The 21,881-nt window shown below is 63.1% G+C and carries 19 protein-coding genes; 8 read left to right on the top strand and 11 right to left on the bottom strand.

The window, feature by feature from the left end:
* Nucleotides 1–99 precede the first annotated feature (99 nt).
* Both lplT and thiD read left to right on the top strand, forming a co-directional pair.
* Complete coding sequence (gene lplT / locus A9762_RS26560; RefSeq protein ID WP_069344958.1) at nt 100–1,392, top strand: lysophospholipid transporter LplT; 1,293 nt, start codon at nt 100–102, stop codon at nt 1,390–1,392.
* A gap of 1 nt (nt 1,393) precedes the next feature.
* Nucleotides 1,394–2,245: a bifunctional hydroxymethylpyrimidine kinase/phosphomethylpyrimidine kinase gene (thiD, locus tag A9762_RS26555; RefSeq protein ID WP_069344957.1), complete on the top strand. Its 852-nt coding sequence runs from the start codon at nt 1,394–1,396 to the stop codon at nt 2,243–2,245.
* A gap of 169 nt (nt 2,246–2,414) precedes the next feature.
* Here thiD and A9762_RS26550 read toward each other — a convergent pair whose 3' ends face one another.
* Genes A9762_RS26550 through tsaB form a run of 4 tightly spaced genes read right to left on the bottom strand, consistent with a single transcriptional unit; the run spans nt 2,415 to nt 5,941 of the window.
* On the bottom strand, nt 2,415–3,686 hold the full coding sequence (locus A9762_RS26550) for a DUF1853 family protein (protein ID WP_069344956.1): 1,272 nt from the start codon (nt 3,684–3,686) through the stop codon (nt 2,415–2,417).
* A complete protein-coding gene (locus tag A9762_RS26545; RefSeq protein WP_083254320.1) occupies nt 3,647–4,714 on the bottom strand; it encodes a uracil-DNA glycosylase family protein in 1,068 nt (355 codons plus the stop codon). The genes A9762_RS26550 and A9762_RS26545 overlap by 40 nt, the downstream gene beginning before the upstream one ends.
* Nucleotides 4,701–5,180 (bottom strand): ribosomal protein S18-alanine N-acetyltransferase, encoded by a 480-nt coding sequence (gene rimI / locus A9762_RS26540; protein ID WP_069344955.1) that lies wholly within the window; start codon nt 5,178–5,180, stop codon nt 4,701–4,703. Before rimI ends, A9762_RS26545 begins: the two co-directional genes overlap by 14 nt.
* Complete coding sequence (tsaB, locus tag A9762_RS26535) at nt 5,180–5,941, bottom strand: tRNA (adenosine(37)-N6)-threonylcarbamoyltransferase complex dimerization subunit type 1 TsaB (RefSeq protein WP_069344954.1); 762 nt, start codon at nt 5,939–5,941, stop codon at nt 5,180–5,182. Before tsaB ends, rimI begins: the two co-directional genes overlap by 1 nt.
* Nucleotides 5,942–6,460: 519 nt before the next feature.
* Between tsaB and A9762_RS26530 the strand changes: the two genes are divergently transcribed.
* On the top strand, nt 6,461–8,308 hold the full coding sequence (locus tag A9762_RS26530; protein ID WP_069344953.1) for a DEAD/DEAH box helicase: 1,848 nt from the start codon (nt 6,461–6,463) through the stop codon (nt 8,306–8,308).
* Nucleotides 8,309–8,494: 186 nt separating this feature from the next.
* Here A9762_RS26530 and A9762_RS26525 read toward each other — a convergent pair whose 3' ends face one another.
* The 3 genes from A9762_RS26525 to aceB form a co-directional block, all read right to left on the bottom strand.
* Nucleotides 8,495–10,039: a hypothetical protein gene (locus A9762_RS26525; protein ID WP_069344952.1), complete on the bottom strand. Its 1,545-nt coding sequence runs from the start codon at nt 10,037–10,039 to the stop codon at nt 8,495–8,497.
* A 99-nt stretch (nt 10,040–10,138) separates the two neighbouring features.
* Nucleotides 10,139–11,074: a prolyl aminopeptidase gene (gene pip / locus A9762_RS26520; protein ID WP_069345029.1), complete on the bottom strand. Its 936-nt coding sequence runs from the start codon at nt 11,072–11,074 to the stop codon at nt 10,139–10,141.
* A gap of 426 nt (nt 11,075–11,500) precedes the next feature.
* Nucleotides 11,501–13,096 carry a malate synthase A gene (gene aceB, locus A9762_RS26515; RefSeq protein WP_069344951.1) on the bottom strand — a complete coding sequence of 532 codons (1,596 nt, stop codon included), beginning with the start codon at nt 13,094–13,096 and terminating at the stop codon, nt 11,501–11,503.
* A 230-nt stretch (nt 13,097–13,326) separates the two neighbouring features.
* On the opposite strand from aceB, the gene A9762_RS26510 reads away from it, so the two are divergent.
* Nucleotides 13,327–14,259 (top strand): LysR family transcriptional regulator, encoded by a 933-nt coding sequence (locus A9762_RS26510; protein WP_069344950.1) that lies wholly within the window; start codon nt 13,327–13,329, stop codon nt 14,257–14,259.
* A 210-nt stretch (nt 14,260–14,469) separates the two neighbouring features.
* A complete protein-coding gene (locus tag A9762_RS26505; protein WP_069344949.1) occupies nt 14,470–14,907 on the top strand; it encodes a universal stress protein in 438 nt (145 codons plus the stop codon).
* Nucleotides 14,908–14,999: 92 nt separating this feature from the next.
* Here the strand turns inward: A9762_RS26505 and A9762_RS26500 are convergent, their stop codons facing one another.
* Nucleotides 15,000–15,860 carry an SDR family oxidoreductase gene (locus A9762_RS26500; protein ID WP_069344948.1) on the bottom strand — a complete coding sequence of 287 codons (861 nt, stop codon included), beginning with the start codon at nt 15,858–15,860 and terminating at the stop codon, nt 15,000–15,002.
* A gap of 188 nt (nt 15,861–16,048) precedes the next feature.
* On the opposite strand from A9762_RS26500, the gene A9762_RS26495 reads away from it, so the two are divergent.
* Nucleotides 16,049–16,993, top strand: a complete 945-nt coding sequence (locus tag A9762_RS26495; RefSeq protein WP_069345028.1) for a GlxA family transcriptional regulator — start codon at nt 16,049–16,051, stop codon at nt 16,991–16,993.
* Nucleotides 16,994–17,143: 150 nt separating this feature from the next.
* On the opposite strand, the gene A9762_RS29305 is transcribed toward A9762_RS26495, so the two are convergent.
* From A9762_RS29305 to A9762_RS26485, 3 genes are all read right to left on the bottom strand, one after another.
* Entirely contained in the window at nt 17,144–17,269 is a 126-nt protein-coding gene (locus A9762_RS29305) for a hypothetical protein (RefSeq protein WP_256388794.1), read from the bottom strand.
* Between the two features lie 20 nt (nt 17,270–17,289).
* On the bottom strand, nt 17,290–18,612 hold the full coding sequence (gene aceA / locus A9762_RS26490; RefSeq protein WP_069344947.1) for an isocitrate lyase: 1,323 nt from the start codon (nt 18,610–18,612) through the stop codon (nt 17,290–17,292).
* A 426-nt stretch (nt 18,613–19,038) separates the two neighbouring features.
* Nucleotides 19,039–19,950 (bottom strand): DMT family transporter, encoded by a 912-nt coding sequence (locus tag A9762_RS26485; RefSeq protein WP_069345027.1) that lies wholly within the window; start codon nt 19,948–19,950, stop codon nt 19,039–19,041.
* Between the two features lie 270 nt (nt 19,951–20,220).
* On the opposite strand from A9762_RS26485, the gene A9762_RS26480 reads away from it, so the two are divergent.
* Nucleotides 20,221–21,033 carry a hypothetical protein gene (locus A9762_RS26480; protein ID WP_083254319.1) on the top strand — a complete coding sequence of 271 codons (813 nt, stop codon included), beginning with the start codon at nt 20,221–20,223 and terminating at the stop codon, nt 21,031–21,033.
* Nucleotides 21,034–21,149: 116 nt separating this feature from the next.
* Nucleotides 21,150–21,854 carry a VUT family protein gene (locus A9762_RS26475; protein ID WP_170836339.1) on the top strand — a complete coding sequence of 235 codons (705 nt, stop codon included), beginning with the start codon at nt 21,150–21,152 and terminating at the stop codon, nt 21,852–21,854.
* The last annotated feature ends 27 nt before the right edge of the window (nt 21,855–21,881 follow it).

Raw genomic sequence — 21,881 nt, 5'->3', positions numbered from 1 at the left:
GCCCGGTTTCTTCCCGTATGGGTATCCCTGGGGGATGCCGCGGATTCCGACAACCGAGACACGCAAGTTTTACGCCGCACGGGATCGACTCAAGTACCGATGAAGAAAGGCTTTTACACCATCATGGCCGCGCAGTTTTTTTCGTCGCTGGCCGACAATGCATTGCTGATTGCTGCAATTGCCCTCCTGAAGGATCTGCATTCTCCGCAGTGGATGACGCCGCTGCTCAAACTCTTCTTCGTTCTCTCGTACGTCATTCTCGCCGCCTACGTCGGTGCGTTCGCCGACTCGATGCCCAAGGGCAAGGTGATGTTCATCAGCAACTCGATCAAGGTCGCGGGCTGTCTGATGATGCTGTTCGGCTCACACCCGCTGATTGCGTATGGTGTTGTGGGGTTCGGCGCGGCCGCGTACTCACCCGCGAAGTACGGCATTCTCACGGAACTTCTGCCAGCCGAGAGACTGGTCGCCGCGAACGGATGGATCGAAGGACTCACCGTCAGTTCGATCATTCTCGGCACCGTGCTCGGCGGCGCGCTCATCAGTCCGCACATATCGGCCTGGGTACTGCACCACACGCCCGAGGTGATCAATTCGCCCGCGATGGCCTCGATGGTCGTCATCATGGGGATCTACGTCATCGCCGCCCTGTTCAATCTGCGTATTCCTGATACTGGCGCACGTTATGCGCGTCAGGAGCGCAATCCGATCAAGCTCGTTTCCGATTTCGCCGATTGCTTCGTCACCCTGTGGCGCGACAAGCTGGGCCAGATCTCGCTTGCGGTCACCACGCTGTTCTGGGGCGCAGGTGCGACGCTGCAATTCATCGTGCTGCGCTGGGCGGAAAAAGCGCTCGGCATGACGCTCTCGGAAGGCGCGATTCTGCAAGCCGTGTCGGCCGTGGGTGTCGCCATCGGCGCCATCGTGGCCGCCTCGCGCATTCCGCTCAAACGATCGCTGTCCGTGCTGCCGGTCGGCATCGCGATGGGGATCGCCGTGATGGCCATGGCGTTCTTCTCGAAGGACCTGCTGCCGTGGGGCACCGAATGGAAGGTGCCGCTGTACCTGATCGTCTCGTACATCTTCCTCATCATCGTCGGCGCACTCGCGGGCTTCTTCGTCGTACCGATGAACGCCCTGCTCCAGCACCGCGGTCACGTGCTGCTCTCTGCCGGGCATTCGATTGCCGTCCAGAACTTCAACGAGAATCTGTCGGTGCTGATCATGCTGTGCCTGTATGCCCTGCTGATCTGGTTCAACGTGCCGGTCGGGGTCGTTATCGTTCTGTTCGGTGTGTTCGTGTCGGGCACGATGTACCTCGTCATGAAGCGTCACCAGGCCAATCAGCGCGAGTTCGATTCCGTCGCGCTCATCGGCGAAGTCAAGCATTGATATGAATTCGCAATCGCCTTCCTCGCGTCAAGCGACGCGTCAGTCGTCCGTCCCCATTGCTCTCACCATCGCCGGGTCCGATTCCGGCGGTGGCGCAGGCATTCAGGCCGACCTCAAGACGTTTTCCGCGCTCGGCGCTTACGGCGCCAGCGTGATCACGGCGCTCACCGCACAGAATACGCAAGGGGTGACCGGCATTCACACGCCGCCGGCGAGCTTCGTCACTGCGCAGATGGATGCGGTCTTCCAGGATCTCGACGTAGACGCCGTGAAGCTCGGCATGCTGGCCAACGCCGATGTCGTGCGCGCGGTCGCCGCCGGTTTGCGTCAGTACAAGCCGCGTTTCGTGGTGCTCGACACCGTCATGATTTCGAAGAGCGGTCATGCATTGTTGCAGCCGGATGCCGTAGCCGCCCTGCGCGACGAACTCCTGCCGCTGGCCGACCTGATTACGCCGAATCTGCCCGAGGCGGCAGCGCTGTTGGGTGTGGACGCGGCGACGGATGAACGCGAGATGGAGCGTCAGGCGCAAGCCCTGCGTGCGCTCGGCGCCCGTAACGTGCTGGTCAAAGGCGGGCATCTGGCCGGAGATCTGAGTCCGGACTGGCTCGTGAGCGAGGCTGGCGTCGAGCGCTTCACCGCGCCGCGCATCGCCGCCCACAACACCCACGGCACAGGCTGCACGCTGTCAGCGGCGCTTGCGGCACTGCGTCCGCGCCGCGACGGCTGGTCGGACACCGTGCGCGACGCCAAGGCCTACCTCAACGGCGCCCTCGCAGCGAGCGACGACCTCAGCATCGGCAAAGGCATCGGGCCGGTGCACCACTTCCACGCGATCTGGCCGAAGGGCTGAGCCTCGCTCATCGGCGGGCTGTCGTCGCCCGCCTCATCGCCCACGTCACCGCTTAACGATCATCGCACTCCGGGCGATGAACAACGGCCACCGGCATCGTTTCCGATTGACGTCATCCACGCCCGTCGGCATCGACGCCACTCAGATCGAAAGGGGCAGATCGAAAGGATCAGATCGACGGCGCGCCATCATCGGCGGACTGTGCGATGACCTTGCGGGCGGCCGCTTCGGCACGTTCGCTCAACTCGTCGATACGATGACGGGCGCGCGGCGCCCAGAAATCCGGCACGATGAAACCGCGCGCGTGCTCGAACCAGTCGGGCGTATCACCAGCAGGCGCATTGCCACGATCCGCCGCCTCACTCCCGCCCTCAGCCCGTCGCCGCAACGAGACGATCAGCAACGGCTCGGCCACGCCACGTTCATGCCAGTGCGCTTCGATCCGCGCACGCATTGCGTCCAGCGATAGCGCCGCCGATGCCTCGACGCGCGCCGGGGCGAGCCAGCGGGCACGCGGGAGCATCGCCCAACGTTGCGCCTGCTGCACCGACTGCGTCGATTCCGCGTGCGACCACCACTCGTCGAGCGTCGCCCACCACCCTCTGCCGTGCCCGTCCGACGCCACCCACGGCAACCGTCCGTCATGGCCCAGCGGATGAAAGAGCCAGCCCTTGAGATACACCTGCGGCAACCACGGACCGGGTGCGGGCAGCGCACTGCGTACGGCGTCGAACGTGGTCAACCGCAGTTGGTGCCCCAGCAGTCGCGCCACCTTGTCGGCAAAGCTATCCGCGAGATTCGGCCCCAGCCAACGAAACTGGACAGCGCGCTCATCGAGCGGCGGCGACGATGTCTCGGGTGGCACATACAGGTACAACTTCACCGCAAGTTCCCAATGCAGCAACCGGCGGTCGGCCTGTCGCGAAAGCAGGAAATCGCACTCGCCCAACGTCATGTTGCCGCGCCGGGCATCGCGCACTTGCAGGCCTGCCGCCAGCAAGTCGAAATCCGGACTGTGAAGGAGCGCGAAGTGCAGCAGTTGCTCCGCGTAACGCCCGAGGCGATGACTTTCGCCTCGCGCGAGCATTTCGCGCAGCGGTTCGGGATCAGCGTCGCAGGCCAAGAGCCAGTCTCGCAACGCTTGAGACGGCGAGGTCGTGAAGGCTGTGAAGGTTGTGGATGTCGTCGACGTATCGACGAGAGAGGCACGCTCGCCGGCGGCATCGGATTGCGCGGCAGTCATCACGCGATGCGCATCGACATCTGCGGATGCACGCACCGATGCAGCCTCAGCATCCTGAAAATGCGCCAGCGCCGCCGGGAACCGCGCGGCGCTGAGCAGATCGGCGGACAACAATAACCACGCGAGGTCGCGCACAGGCGCCTCGCGCAGCGTTTCGATCAGTTCGCCGTAGGTTTGTCGTCCGGAGTCGTTTCGCACACCGCCTCGTAGGTAGCCCGCGCCAGGCACCAATCCGTCCAGGCTTTGGCCTTGTCGGGCAGACTGCGCAACAGATAGGCCGGATGGTACGTCACGATCACCGGCACCCCTTCGTATTCGTGTACTCGTCCACGCAGGCTGGCGATACTCGCCTGCGTGCGCAAGATACTCTGCGCGGCGAAGCGCCCCATCACCACGATCACGCGCGGCTTGAGCAACGCCACCTGACGCTTCAGATACGGCTCGCAGCTCGCGACCTCATCCGGCTCGGGATCACGATTGTTGGGCGGACGGCATTTCAGCACGTTCGCGATATAGACGTTCTCGCCGCGTTGCAGCGCGGACGCGCGCAGCATGTTGTCGAGCAACTTGCCCGCCTGACCGACGAACGGCTCGCCCTGCAAGTCTTCCTGCTGCCCCGGCGCTTCGCCCACGAGCAGCCAGTCGGCCTCGCGATCGCCCACGCCGAACACCGTCTGCGTACGCTTTTCGCACAGCCCGCAGAGGCGGCAATTCGATACCCGCTCCGTCAGCGCATCCCAATCCAGCGTTTCTACGCCAGGCAACTTCGGTCGCGACGGCGTGTCCTCACCGCCATCGCGCACGATCGACCACAGCGCGGCATCGGCAGCGGCATCGCCATCGCCGAAACCATCGCTGTCGAGCCACATCGGCACGTCGTCGGGCGGCATGTCGGCGGCGCGGCGGTTCGTTTCGCGCGCGACGGGAGCAGGCGCAGCTTCGCGTCGTACGGGTGCGGCGGGGGCGTCGTCGAGCGCGGGGGCACGCGTCGCGGGCCGTGCGGCGCCGGCCGACGGCACCGCAGTCGGCACGTCCCACGGAGGCGGCTCCTCGCCCGGCACCGCTGTCAGCGAAACCTCGGCGACTTGCACGGGAGACGCCTCAAGCGTCGCGACATCCCCTTCGTCTGCCGTGACGGCGGACGCCGCTGCGTTCGCCACGGCGTCGTTCGACATCCACACCGGCCACAGCCCGAACTCTTCCAGAATCGCTTTAGGCCACGGCACGATCGGTCTCCCACGACAGGCGCATCACGATAGCGTCTTCACGACGCCCGCTCGCCGGATAGTATCCCTTGCGTCGGCCGATCTGCTCGAAACCGAAACGCTCATAAATGCGCAACGCACGCATGTTCGACGGACGCACTTCCAACAGCACGCCGCCCATTCCCAGCTCGCGCGAGACTCGCACGACTTCTTGCAGCAACTGCACGCCCAGGCCGTTACCCTGCATCTCGGGCGTCACGCACACGTTGAGCAAATGCGATTCGTCGACGACCGGCATCAGCAGGAAGTAACCCAGCAGCGTGCCGTCGACAGCTCGCAGACACACGCCGTGGTGCCCGGCTTCGAGCGAATCCGCGAAGTTCTGACGCGTCCAGGGAAACGGATAGGCGCGCACTTCGATGGCGATGACCTCGTCGAGATCGGCCAGCGTCATCGGCGAATAATGGTTGGGCCCGGCCTGACGCATCAGGAGGCCCCCTTGCTGTCGACCTGACTTGCCGCCTGCTTGATCGCTTCACGCTCGGCGGTCGTCTGCGCCACCTTGTTGCGGATGTAGACGGGCATGGCCTGATCGGCGGGAATCGCCTCACCACGCACGAACGCCCGCGCCGCCAGTTCGGCGACGTAACGGGCACGCGGCATGGCGTCGGCGAGCACGGCCTGCGCCTGAACGCTGGCTTGCAGACGCTCGCCGAATGCCGTCACGGCGTTACCCGCGACGACGAAATCGGTGTCCGGCGCGCGGACTTGCTCGGCCGCATCGAGTGACGGCGCCTGCATCTCGCGCCAGTCGCCGGACGCGTCGTCCCATACGTAATCGGCCCAATAGGCCTCGTTCATTCGTGCGTCGAGCGCCACGAGCACCCGCTGCGTACCCACGCGCAGGGCACGCGCGGCCTCGGCACAGGCGAGCAACGTACCGACAGGCACCACCGGCAATCCGGCGCCGAAGGCCAGTCCCTGCGCGACGCCACAGGCCGTACGTAATCCGGTGAACGAACCGGGGCCCGCGCCGAAGGCAATGGCATCGCACTCGGCCAGCGTCACGCCGGCTTCGCGCAGCACGTCGCGGGCAGCGGGAAGAATGTGGGTACTGGAGACGGGGCCGGTATCGAGATGGCGCTCGACCACGAGGGCCGGTGCGCCGGTGGCGGCATCGTGACGATACACGGCGACCGAACAAAACTCGGTCGAGGTATCGAGGGCGAGAAGCGTAATCGAAGACATGACGCTATTGTAATCGGGCGCACGCCGCGCAATCTAGCGAGATCGCGCCGATCCTCGACATCTCCGGCCCTAAGCCACCGGCATGGCGAGCGAATCGGTCCAGGCAGCGGTTGACGGCTGAGGATCGGTTGAGCGTCGGTGGAGGGTCGGTTGGCATTCGGACTGGCGAGGGATCAGAGGTGCCGGAGCACCCCACCACCGGGGCTTCACCACTCCGTGCAAATCCGAACGTGCATTACTTTCAAAACAGGTATATAATGCGCGCTTCGCCTCGCAGGGCCTTATGTGATTCCCCGCCTGGCGACGATAACTGCGTTTTGCCCCAATCCTGTGATAAGCCGCTGTAGTTCTTGCCGGTACTGGCGTTCTTAAGAACGACCCGCCACCGTCCCCTGGCTTACGATACGGATTTCGATCCGCTTTCTGCCCCATCCGCGATTTGCTTCCTGCTTGCGACGAATTGGGTTTGCCGATTGGCGCCAACGCCCCGACATAACCTTACAATCCGCAAGAGGATTCATGGAACAGCATTCCAAGCTGTCTGCCATCGCGCAGACGTATTTCCCGTCGTCCGAAGAAAACGAAAAGCCTGCCATTGAGGTCGCCAGCGACGACGACGGCAAGCCCACGTTCGCCGAACTCGGCCTGAACGAAGCCATTCTCTCGGCACTGACCACCGCCGGTTACACCCACCCGACGCCCGTGCAACAGCGCGCCATTCCGGCTGCGCTGGCTGGCCGCGACCTGCTGGTGTCGAGCCCGACGGGTTCGGGCAAGACGGCCGCCTTCATGCTGCCGGCCATTCACCGCTTCGCCGAAATGCAAGCGGCCGGCGAGCTGAACAACCGTGCCCCGGCAGCGCATCCGCGCAACCAGCCGGCCGCCCCCGGCGAGAAGCCCCGCAAGGGCCAGCGCGTGCGTCGCGTTGCCGCTCAGCCGCTGCTGCTCGTGCTTACGCCCACGCGTGAACTCGCCCAACAGGTCTCGACCGCTGCCGATACGTACGGCAAGCAACTGCGCCGTCTGCGCACGGTCAGCATTCTGGGCGGCATGCCCTACCCGCGTCAGCTCGAAATGCTGGCCAAGCAGCCCGAAATCATCGTGGCGACGCCGGGCCGTCTGCTTGACCACATCTCCAGCGGCAAGATCGATCTGTCGCAACTGATGATGCTCGTGCTCGACGAAGCCGACCGCATGCTCGACATGGGCTTCATCGATGACATTCAGGCCATCGTCGACGCTACGCCGGAAACGCGCCAGACGCTGCTGTTCTCGGCCACCATCGACGGCCGCATGGGTGAAATCACCCGCCGTCTGCTGCGCGATCCGGAAACGATCGAGATCACGCGTGGCAGCGAGCAACGCACCAACGCGAACATCGAGCAAACGCTGCACTATGTGGACGATCGCGCCCACAAGGATCGCCTGCTCACGCACCTGCTCGGTAACGATTCGCTCGACCAGGCCATCGTGTTCACGTCGACCAAGCGCGACGCCGATCTGCTGGCCGATCAACTCGAACAAGCCGGTTTCGACAGCGCTGCACTGCATGGCGACATGCCGCAAGGCGTGCGTAACCGCACGCTGCGCGCACTGCGCGAGCGTCGTGTGCGCGTGCTGGTGGCTACCGACGTCGCCGCACGCGGCATCGACGTGCCGGGCATCACGCACGTGTTCAACTACGACCTGCCGAAGTTCGCGGAAGACTACGTCCACCGTATCGGCCGTACGGGCCGTGCCGGCCGTCGTGGCGTGGCCGTGAGCCTTGCCGCGCACGCCGAAATCGGTGCTGTGCGCCGTATCGAACGTTACACGCGTCAACCGCTGCCGGTGAACGTCGTGGCCGGCTTCGAGCCGCGCCGCTCGCCGCCGAAGGCTGGCGCCGGCGGCAAGCGCCCGGGTCCGGGCCGTGGCGGTCCGCGTCATGGTCAGGGTAACGGCGGCGGTCGTTGGAGCAACAGCGGCCCGCGTCACGGCAGCAGCGGTGGCAACAGCGGTTACGGTGGTGGTAACGGTGGCAGCGGCGGCTATCAGGGCGGCCAGCGCTTCGGCGGCAACAAGCCGGCCGGCGCACCGTTCGAGCGTCGCGAAAGCAGCGGCTATCAGGGTGGCTACCAGCAGGCTGGCAGCGGCAATGGTGGTAACGGTGGTGGCAATGGCTTCTCGAACGGCGCGTCCACGGACCGCTTCGAGCGTCGTTCGCCGCGTCCGTTCGACGACAGCCGTCAGGACCGTGGCACCCGCTCGTTCGAAGGCGGCGGCTATCGTCAGGACCGCGGCAACCGCAGCTTCGACGGCCAACGTCAGGATCGCGGCTATGGCAATCGTGGCAACGGCGGCGGCTTCAACAAGCGTCGCGGCGACTAAGCAACGCTTTTGTCGGTGAGACCGGTGAGAACCGGTTTCGCATCGATCGACACAAAACCCCGGTATCGACACACGTCGTCGATACCGGGGTTTTCGTTTGTGCGGGCGATTGCGGCCCGATTGCGGCCCACTCGAGACGTCATCGAATCGCATTATTACGCTCGACATGAGAGGCCTCACGCTGAATCAACGAACATGGCGCCGGCGCAATCCCCAGGTCGACTGAGTTGCGTCATCCGCGTCGGCGGGCCGCTCGTCCGCCAGGACGGGCTGTGACACGGGCGCCGACGATCTCCGGGAATGTCGAGCGGACACTTCGCGCAATCGGAAGGCTATCTCGAGAAATTGGCGCCATTTCAGTTCAGGAACGTCGCCGCCAGCGGCCTGAAGCATGTCGAGAACCAACAGTCCCTGAAAGAGATCATCTTCGACGACCGGCATCTGCGTCTGCGGATGCACACGGGTCTTCGCCACGCCAGCCGCTGTCTCCGACGCCACAACGTCGAAGATTCCGTCACACCCGGGCGCTGGATGACAGCTAGCGAGCAACATCCAGGATTGCTCCGCGTCCTCGCAAAAATCAATCCCGGCGTACGGATCTCTCATGCCGACGAACCTGATCCTGTAACTCCCGAAACGCAGCTTGTCGGCAGCAAACACCTCACGGCGCCGCGCAATGGCATGGCGAATCGCCGGCGCCAGTTCTGCCACACTCCCCCCCGGAGTCACCGGCAATCCCAAACGTTCGAGACAGCGACGTGCGTTCTTGCGCAACACCTTGTTCAACGGCGACCTCTCCAGGTGATCCAGCCAGCTCACGAGCCACAGCGCCACGTGGGCAGACATGAGTCGGAGACCGCGAAGATCCAGCAGCCCCAGCAGACGACGCCCTTGCTGATAGATGACACCCACCGAGCGGCAACCCTCCAAAGCGCGCACCGCCCCGGCAACCCCGAACAAGAGAGATGGCAACGCATCGACACTCAAAGCAATCTCGCAAGCAGAGACATATTCCATGGCTGCGGATGACGGCTGTCTCGCTTTTTCATAGGAATCCGCAATTTTGAGATGCCAGGCGGCCAGATCCAACCCTGCATCGCGCGTCAGGCCAGTTCTTCCCAGAAATATCGACTCACCGATCGTCTCACCAGAGGTAGAGCGCCTGCTGAGGAACCGCTGCACCTCGGTTGCCGTGATGCGGCCCTCAGCGTTATCAGAACTAGCGAGCAGGACGGGTATGAACCACGAAGTCCTCGGAATCATCACCGCGATCAGGCCATCGTTGAAGACTCTGACCGCCTCCTCGAATCGACACCACGGGACCTCGGACTGAAAAAGCATCTCGGCCCGCAGTTCTGGCGAAAGACTCTTGAATACCCGAAGGCTGCACTCTCCCGTTTCGATGGGATAGTGATTGGCCCGGTCGGCGAGGTACCGCCGCCCGTCGGGGTAGACCGAGAGTTGGCAGAACGCGAGCGCCTTGCGTAGCTCGCTCAGGTCGTGCGCATCCTTACCCTGAGCCCAACGCAGCCCCGCGTCCGACATGTCGTCAATGGTTTCGACATCCGCCAGAAACGCCTCGAAGTCAGCAGCACCCGCGCCACCGGGAGATCGTATCTTCGCCTCCAGCGCGGCGATCAACGCGCGACTTTTGTCGTGAGGCGTCGGGCAGGCGCCCGACACTTCGGCAGGTTGCAACGCAACAGACGAGGGGCCGAGGGGCGGTAGCATGGCGGTGGTCGTCCTGAGAAGATAACCACACCACCCTCTCACCCCGTTCCTGCCGACGATTGCAGAAACCGACGATCCCGCCCCTCGTCCTCCTTACCCCTAGCTTGCCGCGAACCGGTCCGTCGCCTCGATCAGCCAGTGCAGAATGCTCGGTTCGCTGAAGGCGTGCCCGGCATCGGGTGCCCAGTAGAAATCTGCCTCAGGCCACGCTTTGTGAAGATCCCACGCCGTTCGCGCAGGCGTCGCCATGTCGTAGCGCCCCTGCACGATCACTCCGGGGACGTCACGCAGCACATGCGCCCCGCCGATCAACTGGTTTGGTTTGAGGAAGCCGTCGTGCACGAAATAATGGTTTTCGATGCGCGCGAAGGCAATCGCGTAATGCGGATCGCCGAAGGCTTCCGCAAGCTGATCGTCCGGCAACAGTGTGATCGTGCCGCCCTCCCACATGCTCCACGCACGTGCCGCTTCGATGCGCACGGCCTCATCGGGATGCGTGAGACGCTTCTGATAGGCGCGCATCAGATCGCCGCGCTCTTCGAGCGGGATCGGCGCGAGAAACTTCTCCCAACGGTCAGGGAACAGCCACGACGCGCCCTTCTGGTAGTACCAATGCAACTCCTCGCGTCGCACCGTGAAAATGCCTCGCACCACCAGTTCGCTGACTCGGTCGACGTGTGCCTGCGCGTACGCCAACGCCAGCGTACTACCCCATGACCCACCGAAAACGAGCCATTGTGCATAGCCGAATCTCGTGCGCAGCGCTTCGATGTCGTCGACCAGATCCCACGTCGTGTTGTAGTCCAGGCTCGCGTGCGGCAACGAGCGGCCGCAACCCCGCTGGTCGAACAGCGTGATGCAGTATTTCGCGGGATCGAACAACCGGCGATGCTCCGGCGAACATCCGCCACCGGGGCCACCGTGCAGGAACACCGCAGGTTTGCCTTTCGGATTACCGCACCGCTCCCAGTAGATCTGGTGCCCGTTGCCGACGTCGAGCATGCCGCTTTCGAACGGTTCGATGGGCGGGTACAAACCGCGTGGCGACGTCGGAATGGTCTCGACGACCTTGCCCGGACCGCGCGGCGCGCGCTGCGATGCGCGCTTGGGTTGTGCGCTGGAAACGGTGTCCGGAACCTCGGGAATATCGGGTGGCATCGGCATCCTCACGTGAACGATGATCAAAGCGTGACTCGGTGGAACGCAACGCCTGGCGCGACGGACAATCAGTCGACGCACGCCGACGATGCGAGCGCGGACGAGTAGGACGAGGACCAATACATCAAAGTTCAGTGTAGCGCGGTGCCTCAAACAAGACAAAGCAGCGCGAAAACAAAATGGGACGATGTCGCCATCGTCCCATCGTGTTGCGTTATCTGCCGACTTTCACGCATACAGTTCAATCCCGCACGAATTCGGCAACTGCCCTCAGGTACCGTCAGTGGGCCAACGTCTGCCGCATCAGACCTCTTCGTACAGCGGCAGCGTGAGGAAGTCGACGAAGTCCTCGCTCGTGCTCATCTGCTCGAAGATCACGGCGGCGCGATCGTACGTCGGCGCGACCTGCCCCACGAGTTCCTTGACGTTGGCGAGTTCCTGCGCAATCAGCTCGCGCACCAGTTCGGCAGTGACCTTGCGACCGTCGTCGAGCTTGCCCTTGGGCGAGCGAATCCATTGCCACACTTGCGAGCGCGAGATCTCGGCGGTGGCCGCGTCTTCCATCAGGTTGTGGATGGGCACGCAACCGTTGCCGGCAAGCCAAGCGCCCAGATAATGGATGCCGACGTTGATGTTGTTACGCAGCCCGGCTTCGGTAATCGGCGCTTCGGGCTTGAACTCCAGCAGATCGCGGCCCTTGACGGTCACGTCGTCGCGCTGCTTGTCGATCTGGTTCGGGCGCTCGCCCAGCACCTTCACGAACTCCTCCATGGCGACCGGCACGAGGCCCGGGTGCGCGACCCAGCCACCGTCGTACCCGTCCGTCGCATCGCGCGCCTTGTCGCTACGAATACCCGCCATCGCCTTCTCGTTTGCTTCCGGATCGCCCTTGATCGGAATCAGCGCACTCATGCCGCCGATAGCCGGTGCATTGCGGCGATGGCACGTCTTGAGCAACAGCAACGCATAAGCACGCATGAACGGCACCGTCATGTTGATGCGGCTGCGATCGGCCAGACAGAAATCGGCATCGACCTTGAACTTCTTGATGCACGAGAAGATGTAGTCCCAACGACCGGCGTTCAGGCCCGAGCTATGCTCGCGCAGTTCGTACAGGATCTCGTCCATTTCGAACGCCGCGAGGATGGTCTCGACGAGCACCGTCGCCTTGATGGTGCCCTGCGCCACGCCCAGTTCGTTTTGCGCGAGCACGAAGACATCGTTCCACAGGCGCGCTTCGAGATGGCTCTCCAGCTTCGGCAGATAGTAGTAAGGACCGAAGCCACGCGCGAGCGACGTCTTGGCGTTATGGAAGAAATGCAGACCAAAGTCGAACAGGCTGCCCGACACGCGCACGCCGTCCACGCTCACGTGCTTTTCGTCCAGATGCCAGCCGCGCGGACGCACGATCAGCGTGGCCACCTTGTCGTTCAGCTGATAGCGCTTGCCATTCTGTTCGAGGCTGATGGTGCCGCTCACGGCGTCGCGCACGTTGATCTGACCTTGCAGCTGGTTATGCCAGTTCGGGGTGTTCGAGTCCTCGAAGTCGGTCATGTAGCTGTCCGCGCCGGAGTTCAGCGCGTTGATGATCATCTTGCGCTCGACCGGACCGGTGATTTCCACGCGACGGCATTGCAGCGCCGCCGGCAGCGGCGCGATGCGCCAATCGCCGTCGCGAATCGCCTGCGTCTCGGGCAGGAAGTCGGGCACTTCACCGGCGTCGAGCCGGGCGACACGCGCTTCGCGGGCGGCAAGCAGCGTCTGACGTTGCGATTCGAACGCGCGATGCAGCTTGGCGACGAAGGCCAGCGCTTCGGGCGTCAGAATGGCTTCGTACTCGGGACGGATATCGGTGGCGTCGACATGCAGTTGCATGCCGGGGGGCAGGCTCAGGGGCATCAGGGATCTCCAACAGCTCGATTTATGTAAGAGGTGCGCCGCAAGGGGGAACATCAGGGGCTTTGCGCGGGGCCTTCCGCCTCGTTGGGCTGGTAAGGCACGCATCTCCGTCAATGCCGCGAGCCACGCAGCCCGTCAGCATTGACCGTCGATTTTATTATTGAAGCCAATCATCATAAAGATGCATGGAAATCACTTTATCTATGACTTTTTAGTACATAATCCATGCCATGGATCGCTTCAAACAAATCGAAACGTTCGTTGCCGTGGCCGCCAAGGGAAGTCTGTCTGCCGCCGCGACGCTCGAAGGTGTGGCCCCGGCCGTGATCGGACGGCGTATCGACGCACTTGAATATCGCCTGGGCGTGAAATTGCTCGTGCGCACGACGCGACGCGTCACGCTCACCTTCGAGGGCTCCGCCTTTCTCGAAGACTGCCAGCGCATTCTCAACGAAATGCACAACGCCGAAGCCGCCGTGTCTGCGGGCGGCGTGAAAGCGAGCGGCCATCTGCGCCTCTCGGCGCCGGCCGGCTTCGGTCGACGGCACGTCGCCCCGCTACTGCCGGTGTTCATCGGCGCGCACCCGGACGTCACCGTCACGCTCGATCTCTCCGACCGGCTGGTGGATCTGGTGAACGAAGGCTTCGATTGCGCGATCCGGTTGGGCGAACTGGCCGATTCCAGTCTCGTGTCGCTGCGCCTCGGCGAGAACCGGCGCGTGTGCGTGGCAGCGCCCGCCTATCTCGCGCTGCACGGCCGTCCCGAATCGCTGGAGGCGCTCGCCCGTCACAACTGTCTGGCGTTCGGCGCCACTGCCAACCAGCAACGCGGCTGGACCTTCTCGCAAGACGACAAGGTCGTCACCATCCGCGTGAACGGGACGATGGAATGCACCGACGGTGCCGTGCTGCATGACTGGTGTCTGGAGGGCTACGGGCTCGCCTGGCGCTCGTGGTGGGAAGTCGGTGACGATATCCGCGCCGGTCGGCTCGTCACGGTGCTCGACGAATTTGCTGCGCCGCCTATCGGCATTCACGCCGTGTTCCCGCAACGCCGTCACCTGCCCTTACGCGTGCGCCTGTTCATCGACCATCTCAAGCATCACTACAGCAGTTCGGCATACTGGCAAGATGAACCGCTGCCGGGCGGCATGGCGTCATGAGAATTGCACCAACGCGGAGCATGGCACTTCGCACGGTGCGTGCCGGGCGGTGCGTCAATCCGACGCCGCCGTGCGACGGAACGTTTACTACGTAATAAGCGTCTCAATTATCGACATCATGCATGACCACCGGGTTTGCCCCCGTTGCTGCAACGCGCCAAAGCCATAGAATCGAATCGAAGGTTCCGCTGACGATGCGCAGGAGGCCATATGTTATTTACCCATATCCTCATTCCTACCGACGGCTCGGAGCTATCCGAAAAAGCCGTCACTGGCGGGCTCGAACTGGCACGAGCTCTCAACGCCAAAGTCACCGGCTATTGTTGTCTCGCCGAGTATCCCTACTCTCCCTTCAGCGAATACGTGCTCGAAGCCCCGGCAACGTTCAGTGAGCGGATCGCCGAGGAAGCGTGCGCGCATCTCGACGGTCTGGCGCAAGCGGCGGCCGCCGCAGGCGTGCCGTTCGAGCGCGACAGTTCCACGTTTCCAGCGCCCTATCTGGGCATCATCGACGCCGCGGAACGTCACGGTTGCGACGTCATTCTGATGGCGTCGCATGGTCGGCGCGGTCTCACAAGCCTGCTGCTCGGCAGCGAGACACAACGCGTGCTCGTGCACTCCAAGATCCCGGTACTCGTCTACCGTTGATCCGGCACTGAGCACCGTACGTATCCGAGCCATCAGGCCACCCGCGTGAGCGCGGGTGGCGTCCTGCTTCTGTTTGCCCGGCTTGCGGACCGTCAGACCGATTTCGATGCCACATCGTCGAGACGGTAGCGCGGGGCCGGCTTCGCGTTCGAAAACTTGGGGGCGAGCAAGCGCCGGTCGGCTTCCCATCGCGCCCAATCGTCACCGTCCTGCAACGTCGGGATCGTCACCGTTTCTCCCTGATCCAATCCCACCAGCGCCGCATCGACCAGATCCTCGGCGCTCATCGTGCTCGCCGCTTCCTTTTGCTTCGCGTATCCCGCGACATCCCAGAACTCGGTCGCCGTCGCCGCCGGCAGCACGGTCTGAACACGCACGCCCTTGTTCGAGAGATCGCGCTGGAGGGCATGACCGAAACTCAGCACGTAGGACTTCGATGCACTGTAGACACCATTGAGTGCCTCGACCGCGATGCCGACGACGGACGCGATGTTGACGATCGCGCCGGCGCCTTTCGCGGCAAAGACGGGCGCGACCGCGTAGGTCAAACGCGTGAGTGCCGTGATGTTGAGGTCGATCATCGCGGTCATCTCGTCGACGTCGCTATCGAGCACCGACGCCACCGATCCCACGCCGGCATTGTTCACGAGGAGCGTGATGCTCGCGTCGTCGCGCAGCACGTTTTCGAGGGTCGCGAGTTCGGCTTTGTCGTTGAGGTCGATGGCAAGCGTCTTCACCGAGCGCCCGGTTGCCGCGATCAGCCGCTCGGCGAGTGCCGTCAGACGTGCGGCGTTGCGGGCGACGAGGATCAGATCGTAGCCGCGTCGCGCCAGACGGTCGGCGTATACCGCACCGATCCCTGCGGAGGCACCCGTGATCAGTGCCGTGCCCTTCGTGGTCGGCACTGACGATGCGGTGGAAACTGGATTCGGGGATTGTTCAGTCGTCGTCATGATTCGTTTCTCGTTCGGAAAATGGCTCCGGCGGGCTGCCGGGATGACAGTCATTCTGGTACCGACGCAAAACATCCTTAATGACATAGATGCAATGATTTAGGTCATAGAAAATGACCTAAAAATCCATTGATACGACTTGAATCCTGTATATTCCAAAAATCAGGACATTCGTTGGAGCAATGAACATGCATACCGTCGGCCTCGTCGTCTACCCCGGATTCCAGGCGATGAGTCTCTCCGTGGCGAGCGTCTTCGAGTACGCCAACGTCTTGCGAGGCGAGCGCATCTATCAGTTCCGGCTGGTGTCCGAGGACGGCGGCCCGGTGATGACCTCGCAGAGCTTCTCCGTCAACACCGACCGGCTTCGGGACTCAACTTACGACACCCTGATCGTCGCCGGCGGCAACGACGGCCAACTGCCGTCGCCCGGCCTGCTCGCTTACCTGCGCAACGCGCCGAACGAAAGCCGACGCATCGCCTCCATCTGCACGGGGTCTTTCGTGCTGGCGGCTGCCGGGTTGCTCGACGGCAAACGCGCGACCACGCACTGGTTTCATGCGCAGGAATTCCGCCATCTTTACCCCGACGTTCTGCTCGACGAAGATCGCATCTTCGTGGTGGATGGACAGCTATGGACGTCTGCCGGCATGACGGCGGGCATCGACCTTGCACTGGCCATTGCGGAGAAGGATCTCGGGTTGGAGACGACGCGACAGATTGCCCGCAAGCTGGTCGTGTACCAGCGTCGCGGCGGCGGGCAGTCGCAGTTCTCGGCGTTGCTCGAACTCGATGCCAAGTCCGACCGGGTGCAGATGGCGCTCACGTACGCCAGGGAGAATCTGAGCGCTCCGCTGTCGGTCGAGACGCTCGCGGACGTGGCTCGACTGAGTCCACGCCAGTTCAGTCGCGTCTTTCGCGAGGAGACCGGCCAGTCGCCCGCGAAGGCTGTCGAGCGGCTGCGCGTCGAAGCGGCGCGACTGATGATGGAGACTACGCGTCACCCCATCGAAATCATTGCGCGCGAGACAGGATTCGGCGACCGGGAACGCATGCGTCAGGCATTCTTGCGCGCGTTCGGGCAACCGCCGCAAGCGATTCAACGCACGTCCGGGAGTGCGGCACTCGTGTGATGCCGAACGCCCCGGGTCGCGGCCTGCCGGGCGTACCGGGCGCGATGCCTTCCCGACAACGTGAGTCATCGATCTGAAGCGGCAATGAAAAAAGGCCCGTGAGCCGGATAAGCTCACGAGCCTTCTCTCGTTCAGGCGTGCTTGCAGCCCTCACCGCGACGGGAACGCCGTCAGGTCTGCCCCGGCCGGATAAGCCGGACGCGCGATCGTCTCGACACGATACGTTCCGCCGGCCAGCGACGCGCCCCCACGCGCATCGCCGTCCTGCGGGCGCACCGCGCCCTCCCTCAGCCCGGTCAGGCTGCCTTGACCTGCGCCTTCTTTTCGTCGAAGAACTGTTCGTCCTCCGTCGAACCCTTCAGGGCCGTGGTCGATGCGTCGCGCTCGATCGTTTGCGTGACGGCATCGAAGTAGCCCGTACCCACCTCGCGCTGGTGCTTGACTGCCGTGAAGCCCTTGTCGGCTGCGGCGAATTCGGCTTCCTGCAACTCCACGAAGGCGCTCATCTGACGACGGGCATAGCCGTGAGCCAGGTTGAACATCGAGTAGTTCAGGCTGTGGAAGCCGGCCAGCGTGATGAACTGGAACTTGTAGCCCATCGCACCGAGTTCCTTCTGGAACTTGGCGATGGTGGCGTCGTCGAGGTTCTTCTTCCAGTTGAACGACGGCGAGCAGTTGTACGAAAGCATCTTGCCCGGGAAGTGCTTGTGGATGCCTTCCGCGAACTGCTTGGCGAACTCGAGATCCGGCTTGCCGGTTTCGCACCACACCAGGTCGACATACGGTGCGTAGGCAAGACCGCGAGCAATGGCCTGATCCAGACCGTTACGCGTGCGGTAGAAGCCTTCGACCGTGCGCTCGCCGGTGCAGAACGGCTGATCGAGCGGATCCACGTCGGCGGTAATCAGGTCGGCCGCTTCGGCATCGGTACGGGCGATGAGCACCGTCGGCACGCCCAGCACGTCGGCAGCCAGACGCGCCGCCACCAGCTTTGCCACGGCTTCGCGCGTCGGCACGAGCACCTTGCCGCCCATGTGACCGCACTTCTTGACCGAAGCGAGCTGATCTTCGAAGTGCACGCCGCCGGCGCCCGCTTCGATCATCGCCTTCATCAGTTCGAAGGCATTGAGCACGCCACCGAAACCGGCCTCTGCGTCGGCCACGATCGGGGCGAAGTAATCGATATAGCCTTCGTCGCCCGGATTCTTGCCTTCCGACCACTGGATCTGATCGGCGCGCGTGAAGGTGTTGTTGATGCGGCGCACGACCTGCGGCACCGAGTTCGCCGGGTACAGCGACTGGTCCGGGTACATTTCACCGGCAACGTTGGCGTCGCCGGCAACTTGCCAGCCCGACAGGTAGATGGCCTTGAGGCCGGCCTTCACCTGCTGCATGGCCTGATTGCCCGTAAGCGCGCCGAGGGCGTTCACGAACGGCTCGTCGTTGATCATGCTCCACAGGCGCTCGGCGCCGCGACGCGCCAGCGTTTGTTCCGGCTGGATCGAGCCGCGCAGACGCACCACGTCTTCGGCCGAATAACCCCGCTTGATGCCCTTCCAGCGCGGGTTGGTCGCCCAGTCTTGTTCGAGTTGCTTCACTTGCTCTTGGCGCGTCGTCATGATGATCTCTCCTGGTTTCTCGATACAGATATAAAGGGGGTAATCCGTTGCTGCCCGGTGATCGCCGCGACTGCGGTTGACCGCTTTCGGCGTGTCCAGATCGGCAGGTCTTGTATAAGAGTTTAGGGATTTCTCATGCAGCGCAACAGAACGAATTAGCGTCTCATTGAAGATTTTTTATACATACAAATCAAATACTTGAACAAACAATTTCTCAATACGAAACGTTATTTTCCTTCCTGAAATTGTCGAGTTGTGCCAAGCAGCGCAAATTTTTACGCACCGCAAAGACATTCCACATCATGAAAAAAGCCGATGACACAGGTCATCGGCTTTGGAGGATATGCCTCACCAGGGACGCTATCGTCCCGAGGGTGGGTGCCTGGCGACGTTCTGCGCGCCTGTGCAAGCCGCGCTACGCATGTTTTAGGACGCGGCTCGGCTCGTGGACGGGACCGTCTTGGGCGGCTTGCAGACCAGCCAGACAGCCACGGCGATGAAGCAGCCGCCGAAGAAGTGAGCCATCGTGACGGCTTCGTCCAGAAACAGTGCGCCCCACAGCACGCCGAACGGCGGGATCAGGAACGTGACGGTCAGCGAGCGCAGCGGCCCGAGATCGGCAATCAGACGGAAGAACAACATATAGGCGACGGCGCTGCACAGGAAGCCGAGCGCGGCCATCGCCGCCCAGACGCCGGCGGTCGTCGGCCCCGGCATACCGGACGTTGCGCTCACGTACCCGAAGAACGGCAGCAGCACCACCGCGGCCCCCAGTTGGCTGCCGAACGCGACGAGTTTGGCGTCGAGGCCACCTTTTTCGGTGATCCAGCGTTTGGTGAGATAGCCGGCGAGCCCATAGCAGGACGTGGCGACCAGACAGGCGAGCGCGCCCATCAGGACCGGGCCCGACATCGTGACCGGGCCCGTGCGAGTCAGCACCGCCACGCCGATCAGCCCGAGCACCACGCCCCAGCTCTTCGCCCCGGTCAGACGCTCGCGGAAAAACAACGTGCCGATTACCACGCCCATCATCGGCGTGGTGGCGTTCAGGATGGCGGAGTATCCGGCGGGCAGCACACGTGCGGCGAGGCAGTACATCACGAATGGGATGCCGGAATTGATGACGCCGAGCAGCATCGATGCCCCCAGCAATCCTTTGAACTCCCAACGAACGCGCAGTGCCAGCAAGATCACGGCCAGACCGACGGCACCCAGCGTGACGCGGAAAAACGCGGTGGGTAGCGGCCCGAGCGCGGGCACGATGATGCGCATGAAAAGAAAGCTCGCGCCCCAGATGGCGGAGAGCGTCAGCAAGCGGGCGATATCGGATGAACGCATGGTCGGACGGACGGCACGCGGGGCCGCCCGGAAAGAATCGGGATGCCTGAATCGTCCCACAACGGCATCGGCAGCGCTGGTCATAATCGGACATGGCGCCGTTGGGTCGGAACGTCCTGGCCATCTCGATCGTTAGGCCCCCCACCCGGAATCGATCAGACACTCACCCAAAGATGAATTCGCATCCCCTGTTTTCGGAATTGTCGTATTGAAGCCGAGAAACCCAGTGCGATAGGGTCATGAGTCGTACTCACGGAGCCCTCATCCGATATGTCGTATTCAACGCTGCCCGCGCCAATCCATTGCTACACGCTACGTCCGCTTCCGAGACCTCACGTTCAGCGTCAGCACGCCCTGCCCGCCATCGCTTCGCGCGGCTACGATCTCTGGAATCATTACGAGGTTAGTTGGCTGGACATGCACGAGCGCCCGCAAATCGCCGTCGTCGAACTGGTCATTCCGTGCGACTCGCCGTTCACGCTTGAAATGACCGATGCTCATCGGTACTTCATGACACTCCGCGAATGCCGCTTCGAATCGACGCAGGCTCTGGAAGCGCACATCGCTGGAGAACTGTCGCGCTGCCTCAACGCGTATGTGCTTGTTCGCACCACGCCCGTTCGCCAAGCCGTTCGCAGCACCGCCATGGCCGGACCTCACTCGGAAACGCTGGACACGGAGCCTGTTCCGGTGGTGCGCGGCGGTGTCGATGCCAATTTATTGCGCCAGCGCCGGGACGCCGACGTGCCGTCGGAATCCGCCGTGCACGAGTGTCTGACCTCAGACCTGTTAAGTGTTCGTTGTCCGCTGAGCGGCGGTGTCGACTACGGAACGGTATGGATCGAATACGAAGGCACCCCCATCTGCCGACGCTCGCTCATGGCCTATGTCCTGTCGTACCGCGACAGTGCCTTATACATTGAGCAATGCGTCGAGACGCTCTTCTCCGATATCCTCACGCGCTGTGAACCGTCGCGATTGACGGTCGGCGCCCGCTTCACCCGACGCCACGGGCTCGACATCAATCCGGTCCGATCGACACATGCGGTCGCCATCACCAACCTGCGAACCGTTCGTCAATGAGAGCCCCTACCCAGAAATTTTCCGCTGCTTTTTCCCAGCCACCGGACGCCAACGCCCCGCTCATACCTCAGACGACACGGATCACCCCAGCCGTCGTCATGCTGGCGATCGGGTTTGTGAGCTTCCTTCTGATCTCGAACGCGCTGGGCGCGCGGGTGTGCGAAGTCACGCTCCCATGGCGTTTCGCCGGCGAACCACTCCGTCTCACCTTCTCCGCTGCGCTGATCAGCTTCCCATTGGCGTATCTGTTCTCGTCCGCTCTGACTGAGGTCTACGGCTATCGCATCAGCCGCCTGGTGATATGGAGCGGCCTTGGCGCGAATCTGGCAATGCTGGCGTTCCTATGGCTGATGGCCATGCTGCCGACCGACCCGGCTTGGGCGGCCCAAACCGGCTTTACCGATGAAGTTCAGCGACGCTGGTTCGAGTCCATTGCCCACATGTTTCTGGCATCCGTATCGGCATGCTTCGTGGGTGAATTCGCCAACGCCGCGACGCTGGTGCGCATGAAAGTCGCCATGCATGGCCGACTGGCGAGCCTTCGCCTGATGGCGGGCAATGCGCTCGCGGCACTGCTGGACTCGGTCGTCTTCGTCGTCGTGGCGTTTGCTTACGTCCTCGATATCGACGCCATGGCTCGCATGGCCGGGCTCGAATTCATCTTCAAATGCGCACTGCAATGGCTGATGTTGCCGATAACCGTGGGCCTGACCCGGTGGCTCAAGCGCAACGACAACATTGATCACTATGACGTCGGCACTTCGCTGAATCCATTCGGCTTGCGTCTGTCGTCACGACCTTCGCCGCACAGCGACCGATAGCAATCGCCAGCCGCCGCCCACGACACT

It is taken from the genome of Pandoraea sp. ISTKB (genome assembly GCF_001721285.1).
In the GTDB taxonomy this organism is placed as follows: domain Bacteria; phylum Pseudomonadota; class Gammaproteobacteria; order Burkholderiales; family Burkholderiaceae; genus Pandoraea; species Pandoraea capi.
Note: the sequence above shows the minus strand (reverse complement) of the source record. Positions and strands in the feature narration are given on the sequence as shown.

Excerpts from the sequence above, each read along its gene's own strand:
- A9762_RS26530 (WP_069344953.1), top strand. The coding sequence starts at position 6,461 with ATGGAACAGCATTCCAAGCTGTCTGCCATCGCGCAGACGTATTTCCCG.
- thiD (WP_069344957.1), top strand. The coding sequence starts at position 1,394 with ATGAATTCGCAATCGCCTTCCTCGCGTCAAGCGACGCGTCAGTCGTCC.
- A9762_RS26525 (WP_069344952.1), bottom strand. The coding sequence starts at position 10,039 with ATGCTACCGCCCCTCGGCCCCTCGTCTGTTGCGTTGCAACCTGCCGAA.
- aceA (WP_069344947.1), bottom strand. The coding sequence starts at position 18,612 with ATGACGACGCGCCAAGAGCAAGTGAAGCAACTCGAACAAGACTGGGCG.
- lplT (WP_069344958.1), top strand. The coding sequence starts at position 100 with ATGAAGAAAGGCTTTTACACCATCATGGCCGCGCAGTTTTTTTCGTCG.
- A9762_RS26510 (WP_069344950.1), top strand. The coding sequence starts at position 13,327 with ATGGATCGCTTCAAACAAATCGAAACGTTCGTTGCCGTGGCCGCCAAG.
- A9762_RS26500 (WP_069344948.1), bottom strand. The coding sequence starts at position 15,860 with ATGACGACGACTGAACAATCCCCGAATCCAGTTTCCACCGCATCGTCA.
- A9762_RS26495 (WP_069345028.1), top strand. The coding sequence starts at position 16,049 with ATGCATACCGTCGGCCTCGTCGTCTACCCCGGATTCCAGGCGATGAGT.
- aceB (WP_069344951.1), bottom strand. The coding sequence starts at position 13,096 with ATGCCCCTGAGCCTGCCCCCCGGCATGCAACTGCATGTCGACGCCACC.
- A9762_RS26485 (WP_069345027.1), bottom strand. The coding sequence starts at position 19,950 with ATGCGTTCATCCGATATCGCCCGCTTGCTGACGCTCTCCGCCATCTGG.
- tsaB (WP_069344954.1), bottom strand. The coding sequence starts at position 5,941 with ATGTCTTCGATTACGCTTCTCGCCCTCGATACCTCGACCGAGTTTTGT.
- rimI (WP_069344955.1), bottom strand. The coding sequence starts at position 5,180 with ATGCGTCAGGCCGGGCCCAACCATTATTCGCCGATGACGCTGGCCGAT.
- A9762_RS26505 (WP_069344949.1), top strand. The coding sequence starts at position 14,470 with ATGTTATTTACCCATATCCTCATTCCTACCGACGGCTCGGAGCTATCC.
- A9762_RS26480 (WP_083254319.1), top strand. The coding sequence starts at position 20,221 with ATGTCGTATTCAACGCTGCCCGCGCCAATCCATTGCTACACGCTACGT.